The organism is Microbispora sp. NPDC046933, from assembly GCF_040644635.1.
Classification (GTDB): domain Bacteria; phylum Actinomycetota; class Actinomycetes; order Streptosporangiales; family Streptosporangiaceae; genus Microbispora.
Genome location: NZ_JBEYWW010000079.1, coordinates 1 through 8,579 on the forward strand (window position 1 = coordinate 1; position 8,579 = coordinate 8,579).

At 67.3% G+C, this 8,579-nt stretch carries 4 protein-coding genes; 1 reads left to right on the forward strand and 3 read right to left on the reverse strand.

Features of this window, described 5'->3' with window-relative positions:
• Nucleotides 1-90: 90 nt before the first annotated feature.
• From ABZ857_RS43680 to ABZ857_RS43690, 3 genes are all read right to left on the reverse strand, one after another.
• Nucleotides 91-936, reverse strand: coding sequence for a hypothetical protein (locus ABZ857_RS43680; protein WP_357056753.1), 846 nt, complete (start codon nucleotides 934-936; stop codon nucleotides 91-93).
• Nucleotides 937-1,048: 112 nt separating this feature from the next.
• Complete coding sequence (locus ABZ857_RS43685; RefSeq protein ID WP_357056756.1) at nucleotides 1,049-6,169, reverse strand: LamG-like jellyroll fold domain-containing protein; 5,121 nt, start codon at nucleotides 6,167-6,169, stop codon at nucleotides 1,049-1,051.
• A gap of 557 nt (nucleotides 6,170-6,726) precedes the next feature.
• Complete coding sequence (locus tag ABZ857_RS43690) at nucleotides 6,727-7,419, reverse strand: type 1 glutamine amidotransferase domain-containing protein (protein ID WP_357056759.1); 693 nt, start codon at nucleotides 7,417-7,419, stop codon at nucleotides 6,727-6,729.
• Nucleotides 7,420-7,538: 119 nt separating this feature from the next.
• Between ABZ857_RS43690 and ABZ857_RS43695 the strand changes: the two genes are divergently transcribed.
• The gene (locus tag ABZ857_RS43695; RefSeq protein ID WP_357056762.1) at nucleotides 7,539-8,471 is read left to right on the forward strand and encodes a LysR family transcriptional regulator; all 933 of its coding nucleotides are present in this window, start codon (nucleotides 7,539-7,541) and stop codon (nucleotides 8,469-8,471) included.
• Nucleotides 8,472-8,579: the final 108 nt, after the last annotated feature.

Below are 8,579 nucleotides of genomic sequence, written 5' to 3' on the forward strand. Positions count from 1 at the left end.
GCTACCTCGCCGGCCTCCACCTCCGCGCCGCGATGATCTGGATCAAAGACCTCACCCGGACCACCCCTTGATCACAACCAAATACACGCCCTAGGGGCAGGACTCCTTCTTCGGACAGGGCCACATATCCGTGATCCACACTCCCAGCACGTTCTTGTCGCGGCTCATCTCACGCAGGCGCCTCGGCGACGATTCCGTGATGACTCCATAGATCAGCCCGTCCGAAGCCGCCTTTCTCAGCTCTCCCAGTGCCAGTCCGAACTTCCGCAGATTGGATTCGTCGGTACCGGCGAGCCGCGCGACCCAACTTCTGAATTGGTCCACGGACGACCACTCCACGCATCGAGAGCCTGGCGTGCACCCTTCGTCGCCATCCCAGTAGAGCGGCGAGCCGGCTTTGCGGGACCTCGACAGGAGTACACGCTCAGGAGGGCCGTTCTCCACGCCCAGGGCCTTCTCCGTCACCGGCTTCTTGAACTCGATTATCGCTTCCACGGTCAGGCCCGACGGGAGTCTCTTCAGTACCCAGGCGCTGCCGTCACCCTTCGCCGCCGTGCCGAAGCCGGCTCCCGTTCCCAGCCCGAGGAGCACACGGGAAATCGGATCCGGCGACGGCTCAGGCACCTGGACCACTTTCCCTGCCGCGTCCAAGGTGACAGCGTAAGAGCTGGGGGAAATACGTACCGGCCCCCGGAAGCCCGACCACAACTCACCCGTCGCCCCTATCCGGTAGCCGCTTCCCTGCGGCTCCCTGTACCAGTTGCGCAAATCCAGCCGTCGTCCCGGGTTCGTCGTCACAGCGGCGAGTTTCACGACCAGCTCCGCATGATCGGGAAACGGTGCCGACGGACGCGGAGCGCTCGCTGCCTCCGAACCACCACAGGCACTGATGGACAGCAGGGCGACGACGAGCGCGCCGAGTGAACGCATCCGCATACCGACACTCCTCATGATGCTCGGGCACCAAATTTCCTCGACGGCTCGGGGCGAGGCGCGGAGCAGCGCCTCGCCCCGAGGTCAGTCAACCACGATCAGTTGGGCTGTGAGGCTAGTACCAGACCCAGTCGCTGTTGAGGACGATGCTCTTCAACGCCACGTTTCCCGGGCCCTTTCTGAGATGGAACTTCCCAGCCGATGTCTGGCGGAACCGATCGACGCTGCAGGTGTTTCCGGCGCTCTGGAAGCAGTTCGCCACGGCAGAATCACTTGAGACCCATAGGGTGGTCCTGAGTGCGGCCTTTCTCTTCGAGATCGTCCCGCCAAGCCTGTCGCCAGGCTCTTCCACGGTGGAACCGCAGTCCTTTCCTGCCGTTCGCCCGAGGCTGATACCGCCGGCTACCTCGGCATCCGGGAACCCGAACGCTCCCGACACCTCGATGGTGTAGGTGGTGGCCTGACTGCGGAAGCACGGGGCGCTGTTCACATCGACGGACGAGTTGGCGAGTATGTATTTGTTGAGCTTCTGGGCAGCCTTATCCAGCACGTTCTTCTTGGTCTTGGGGTCCTTCTTCGTCGGTTTCCAGAACCAGGAATCGGTGTACAAGGTCGAGACTGCCCCCATCTTGTCCACCACCCACTCGGTGTCGTCCTGCCGCGGGTCGCACACGCGCCACCAACCGCTGTGAGCGACCTGGAAGAGAGTCCCCTTCGTGTAGCGGTAGGACCGTGTGGGCGTTCCAGTGGTGAGGCCCCAGGAGGAGTACGGGCAGGAGGATCGCGCCGTCGAGACGCTTGTCTCCGCTGCCGAAGCGCCCGTACGCGCATGCATGGCGCCCTTCCCCGTCAACGGGCTGCCGGGACTCGCCGACGAGTCGCTGCGACGTGTCGTCGTACTCCCACTCGCGAGCGAAGCCGACTGGTTGTGCAGGCTCCGCAGGTAGGCTTCGCCGTCGCCGTCCGCATCGTCGCTACCGGCACCCGTGTCGATGAAGTCACTCGTGTCCTCGTTCTGATCGACCACATCGAGCGTGGCGTTGAGATCGTCGCAGGCGTCGAAGGTGTGAACGACCTTGTCCATGCTCTCGTGCGGCTCGGTCTCGCCACTTGTGGTGTTCCTTTCGGTCCACCTGCGTTCCACCTCGGCGGCCACTTGCACCTCGCCGTCGGCGGCCTGGGACACCACCACGTTTTTCAGGGCGACCTGAGAGTCAGTACGGGTGATCGCCGAGTCGGACATGGCCTGGTGAGCTCTCACCAGAGGAGCGTTCAGCAGGGAAAGCGACGCGGCGATCGGCGACTCGCGCGTGACATTGGGAACATCCCACACGTCGGGGGCTTCGCCGTCCAGCACCGCATCCTGCGCCTGGTAATAGTCGCGCACGGCGTCGGTATACGTGTCCGTGTCGCACGGCGACGGCAGGGGCTTCGGCATGACCGTAACCGAACTCCACTCGCCGGCCCCGAACCTCGTACGCGCCCGGACCTTGACCGTGTAGGTGACGTCATTGGTGAGGCCGTCGATTCCGACCGTCGCGTCTTCGGTCTCCACGTGGTCCGACTGGTCACCGCTGGGGTCGAAGACCTCCACGTCATAGCCGTCCAGGATGGACATGGAGCCGTTGGACTCCGGCACTCCCCACCGCACGGTCGCGGAACCGTCACCCGCGTCGGCCACCAGGTTCATCACCGAGCTCGGCGGCCCCGCGGGAATGTAGGAGATCTTCAGGCTTACTCGGCTCTGCGCGTCTGCCTCTCCGAAGGTGATCGGAGTCGCCTGATTCGTCTCGACCGAGAACCAGGAGAACTCGTCCCCTGCGATATCCGCCTGCGGGCCGGCTATCGGCATCGAATAGTCGCCGCCGGTTACGAGCCCAGCGAGTTGCGCTCCTGTAGTCTCGGACGTCACCACGGCCTTGAGCGGGCGAAGCACGACGGTCGCATCAGCTGGACACGGTGCACCCGCGCAGGCGGCACTACCGAGATCCAGAACCGCGCTCGTCACCACGGCGCCGTCCGGCACCTCGGACATGTTGAGGGCGAATGCGGAGACGACCCTGTCCTCCCCCTCACCTCCAACCGTGATCTTGTCGGAGTCCTGGAGAATGCACGGGCCACCACCGCAGGCTGTGGCACTGCTCTTCGCGGCTTTGAAGACGAAGTTGCTCTGGCCAAGCGTCAGACTCTGCTGGATCGGCTCAGGACTCGTCTCACCGTCCACTGCTTCGATCGTGAAGCTCACCGGAGCGGATTTCGAGGAGCAGACTTCCACGGCACACGACTGCGCCTGCCACGTGTAGGTCTGCCCGGGCTGCAGGAGTCCCTCCGGCACGTCGACCGAGATGCGCTCACGGCCCGGGATGGTCCGTTCGATGAGCGGCACGGCCCCCACCGGCTGCCCGACGCTGTTGTAGAGGTAGAACCGCGCGGTCACCGGACCGCCTGAGGGCCGTGCCACCATGGCCGACAGAATCGGCGCCTGCGGGTCAGCCAGTCCCGTCTCCGTATCGGTCGGAACGTACGGAGCGTCGGTGGTGATGCGGTAATAGGGGGTTTCGTTGCACATCCGGGGGGTGATGCCGCTGAGACAGGCTTTGACCTTGAACTTGAAGCTGTCGGGGCTGCCCAGCTTGAATTCGTTGCTCACCACCTGCCCTGAGGGGGACCCGGTGACCGGCGGGAAGAGCTGTGCCGACGTCCTGGCCGCCACCTCGTTCGAGGGAGCACCGGCCTGTCCGGCGTTGTCCACCGCCACGATCCGGTAGTAGTACTGGCCCTGGACCATGCCGCTGTCGCTGTATGTCAGGCCGTTCACGGTGGCGACGCGGGTGGCCGCCGTCGGGGTGAAGCCGGTGGTAGTCGAGCGGTGCACCTGGTAGGTGACCGTGCCATGGTCGTCGTTGGCCGCGCTCCAGGACAGGTCGACGGTGTCAGGCCCGGCGACCGCATTCAGCGTCCCCGGAGCCGACGGCGGATTGTCCACCGTCGGCGTGTTGCCGACGGCGGTGTTCATGTCTGACTGGATCTGCCCCTGCGTGAGGACGGCGTTGTAAATCCTCACCTCGTCGATCAACCCGCCGTAGTACTCACCCCAGATGCCGTTCCCGCCGATGCGTAGGGGCCCGGTGCTCGCGGCGAGGGTGCCGCTGACGCTGCTCTGGGCGACCACGCTGCCGTTGAGGTAGGTCTTGATGACGCTGCCGTCGTAGGTGCTGGCGATGTGGCTCCAGGTCCCGGTCGGCAGCGCACTTGGGCCGCTGACATTGGCGACGCTGCCGCCGATCTGCAGGTAGCTCGTGGGTCCGACGAACGTACGGCCGGAGGTGGTGTTGGAGTAGAGGCCATAGGACGTGCTGCTGGCCGTCTCCTTCATGAGCACCGAGCGCCAGCTGGTAGCGATGGAAGGCTTGACCCACGCCTCGATCGTCATCTTGTTGGTCAGACGCAGGGAGGGGGAGTCCGGCACGGTCACCATGTTGGAGCTGCCGTTGAACGACAGTGCCTGGCCGAACTTGCCGGCCGCCCAGGTCGTGCCGCTCGCCGTACCGGCGTTGCCGGTGCCGGACTGGTCTCCCACCGCCGTCCCGGTGCCCTCGTTCATCCCGTACGCCGCAACCAGCCCGGGGAACGGCGTGCTCGACGGGGACGGCGAGGGTGTGGGGCTCGGGCTGGGGCTGGGGTCGGGCGACGGGGTGGTTGTGGGTACCGGGATCGGCGTCGTCGGGTCAGAGATCGACACGAGGTAGTCGATCTTCTTACCGTCAACTGAGGTGGACGAGTAATTAACCTTCACGTCGCTGGTGCGCGAGATGGCGTCGTTGCCGGCGATCGAGTCGATCGACTCCCCTGTCACCGTGGGGATCTCCGGCGGCAGCAGGTAGTTGACGCTCAGCTTCGGCGGATTCTGACCCGCCTCTGTGGAGTTGAACGACCAGTACTGGGCCGTGATCGGGTTCGGGTCGTCGGGCCAGCTGCTGCGGGAGTCCTCCGCCGACTTCAGCTCCACACCGTAGAACCCGCTCCCGGTCACCCAGTCCTTGACCATCTGGGTGACGTTGAAGCTGGTCACGGCGTTCGAACCGCAGCTCGGCGTGACCGTGACCGTGCCCGTGGCCGAGGTGGACGGGCGCCGGAGGTACGACACCGACAGCCAGGAGGACGTGATCGGCGACGCGGTGATGGTACGGCCCACACACGGGCCGGTGTAGGAGCCGACCAGTTGCAGGGTGGCGGAGTCGACGTACTTGCCGGCCAGGGCGCCGGTGTCGCTGCCGAAGTCGATATAGGTCCGGAAGAAGTCCGGGTAGATCTTGTTGGTGGTGGTGCACACGCTGCCGCTGCAACGGCGCTCCGCCTGCAGGTAGGTGCCGCTGCCGACGTAGAGAGTCGATCCGGTCGCGTCCCCGGCACTCGAACTGGAGGACTGCACCGAAACGTCCCTCGCCAGCGTGAGGGAGACCGTGGGGTCCACGGTGACGGGGTAGGTGGTGTCCTTGTCCGCGAGGAACCCGGCATCCGGTTTGATCACGAGGGTCTGGGCGCCGTTCTTGCCGACCAGCGCGGCGTCGATCCGGCCGCGCGTGTTCGGTGCGGACTTCACGTCCGTGCTCGGCGCCTCTGTCATGAACGGCTCGGCCGCGGAGGCGACGACCTTGCCCTTGGCGTCGGTGAGCTTCAGCCCGCCCGCCTCGGTCCTGCCCAGTTTGAGCCCCTCGGTCCGTACCGGAAGCCGGAACTCGACGGGGCCGGTGGGCCTCTCGCGCAGCACCACGTCGTGCCGGAAGCCTGTGGCCAGGGCTGTGACGACCAGGTCGGCCTTCATGCCGGACGTGGAGATGTCGTAGATCGCCTTGTTGCCCTCGACACGGGGCTTGGGGAGCACGGTCGGCCAGTCGATCGCGAACGACTGCCCTTTGTCGGCGCGTTCCAGCGACGCCAGGTGTGTGTCACCGCCGTTGCCTAGCTGGACGTCTGCCTTCGCTACCTTGGGCCGAAGTGCGCCGTCACGTTCCTCAAGCGTCGTGTCGATCCAGCGGAACGTTCCATCCGGCTGCTTGACGCGAGCGGGTCCCGCCCAGGTCTCCGTGGTGAGATGCGAATCGGGATATGCCCAGGTCCAGCTCGTCTCGGTGTCCTTCGACGGGACCGGCACCGGCTTGCCTTGTTTTTTCGCCTCCGCGATCGCCTCTCGTAGAGGGGCGTCCGGATCCTTAGGTTTCGGAAATTGCGTCAACGGTGGAGCCGCCGGCTGCGGAGCCGCACTGGGCCCGGGCTCGTTGTCCTCCGCAGCCGCTGGTAGGCCCCCCGCCGTGAGCGTCGCCGCGGCCAGGACGGCTACCAGCGCTTTGCTCCTCCCCGGCCATCGCACGGAAACCCTCGGTAATGCGAGGAGAACCATTCGTGACTTTCTCACAAATACCCCGTTCGCAAGCATGTGGGATGTCACGTGATCTTGTATCAGCAATGCACTGATACGCACAACACCTGGCGTGTGGAAAAATTTGGCGAATAGTCTAGATAGACCCCCGGCCTGGCGGACAAGCGTCGGCGAATTTGGGAAATCGGAATTTCCCACAAACGTCGACAGCCGTAACGGGGCGAGCACGGAGAAGAGCGCCTCGTACACGGAATGGCGGGTCGGCACGAACAGAAGCGGCGGGAGGGGGTCCCTCCCGCCGCTCGGGAACGGCCCGTGTTCCTGGATGCGATCAGAGTCGTCGGATTGCCCCGCGCCAGGCAGTGGCGCGACCGTCGGCGGCAGGCAGTGCCACGACAGGACCAGGGCCGGGGTCAGTTGAGCGTCTTCAGCAGCGCGGCGGCCAGCGGGGCGGACGAAGCCGGGTTCTGCCCGGTGTGCAGGGTGCGGTCGACGACGACGTGCGGCGCCCACGGCTCGCCGGCGGAGAAGCGCAGGCGCAGTGCCACCAGCCGGTCCTCCAGCACCCACTCCATCCGGTCGGCGAGGCCGGCTTGCTCCTCCTCCGCCCTGGTGAAGCCGGTGACGCGGTAGCCGGCGAAGGGCGAGGTCCCGTCACCGTCCGCGGTGCCGGCAAGGGCGGCCACACCATGGCAGACGAGGCCGAGCGGCGTGCCGGACCCGATCGCCGCGGTGAGCAACCGGGCCGAGTCGGCGTCGGACGCGAGGTCCTCCATCGGCCCGTGCCCGCCCGGGTAGAACACGGCCGCGTACTCGCCCGGGTCGGCCTTCTCCAGTGCGATCGCGCTGCGTAGTTCCACGGCGGCCTCCAGCGCCGCGGCGACGGCGTCCGCGTCCTGTCCCCCGTTGAACTCCGGCGCCAAGCTGGCCGGGTCGACCGGCGGCACGACGCCGCCCGGGGTCGCGACGACCACCTCGTACCCCGCCTCCGTGAACGCGCGGTACGGCGCGAGGAACTCCTCGGCCCAGTAGCCGGTGGGGTGCGAGGTGCCGTCGGCCAGCCTCAGGCGGTCGGCGCCGGTCATGACGAAAAGGATCTGTGCCATTGCGGTAACTCTCTCGACGGGCCTCGGCTTGTACACGAGGCGCGGTGAGTCGGCGGCCTCGCCGACGACGATCCGACACTAGGTCGCCGCTCCATCGGAAGACCAATAGCTTTGTCACTATGACCCATAGGGATTCCGATGGGCAGGTCCCCGATCGGGGCCCGCTGGACCTCACGCTGCTGCGCACGTTCCTCGCCGTGCACCGGGCCGGTTCCCTCACCGGCGGGGCGCAGTTGCTGGGACTGTCCCAGCCGACCGTGACCGCCCAGATACGCAGTCTCGAACAGCAACTGGAGCGCCAGTTGTTCGAACGGCTGCCCCGAGGGGTGGCGCCCACCCCGGTGGCCGACGAACTGGCCGCACAGGTCGCCGGGCCTCTCGACGCGCTGGCCGCGGTCGCGGAACGGGGCCTGCCGGGAAGCGAGTCCTCCGAGCCGGTGCATCTGGGCGGTCCCGCCGAACTGTTGTGCATGCGGGCGCTGCCCGCCCTGGCGCCGCTCGTGGACCGGGGCGTACGGCTGCGGGTGACCACCGGCCTCGCCGACGACCTGCTCGACGGACTGCGCGCCGGGCGCTTCGACCTGGTCCTGTCCGCCGTACGTCCGCGCGGGCGATCGGTCGTCGCCGAACCGCTCATGGACGAGGAGTTCGTACTGGTGGCCGCACCGTCCTGGGCCGCGCGGATCGGCCCCGTCGGCTGCGACGATCCCGGTCCCCTGCGCGATGTCCCGCTGGTCGCCTACGCAGAGGACCTGCCCATCATCCGCAGATACTGGCGGCACGTGTTCCGCACGCGCCCGCCGATGTCACCGGCCGTGGTCGTGCCGGACCTTCGCGGGGTGCTGGCCGCCGTCGCCGCCGGTGCCGGGATCAGCGTCCTCCCCCGCTACCTGTGCCTTCGCGAGCTGCGCGCGGGGGAGGTGGTGCCGCTCCTCGACCCCGGCGACCCGCCCATCAACACCCCGTTTCTCGCCCGCCGCGCGGGCGCGCCGGAGCGCCCCCATGTCTCCCTCGTCCGGGAGGTGCTGCTCGCCTCGGCGCGCGAGTGGTAGCCGCGCCCGCGTTCGGCGACGGGCCCGGCGCCGGCGGGCCCCCCGGGGGCGGCCGGCAAGGGGGGCACCCGGCCGGGCGGGGGGAGGGCGGGGGGCGGGGGGCGACTC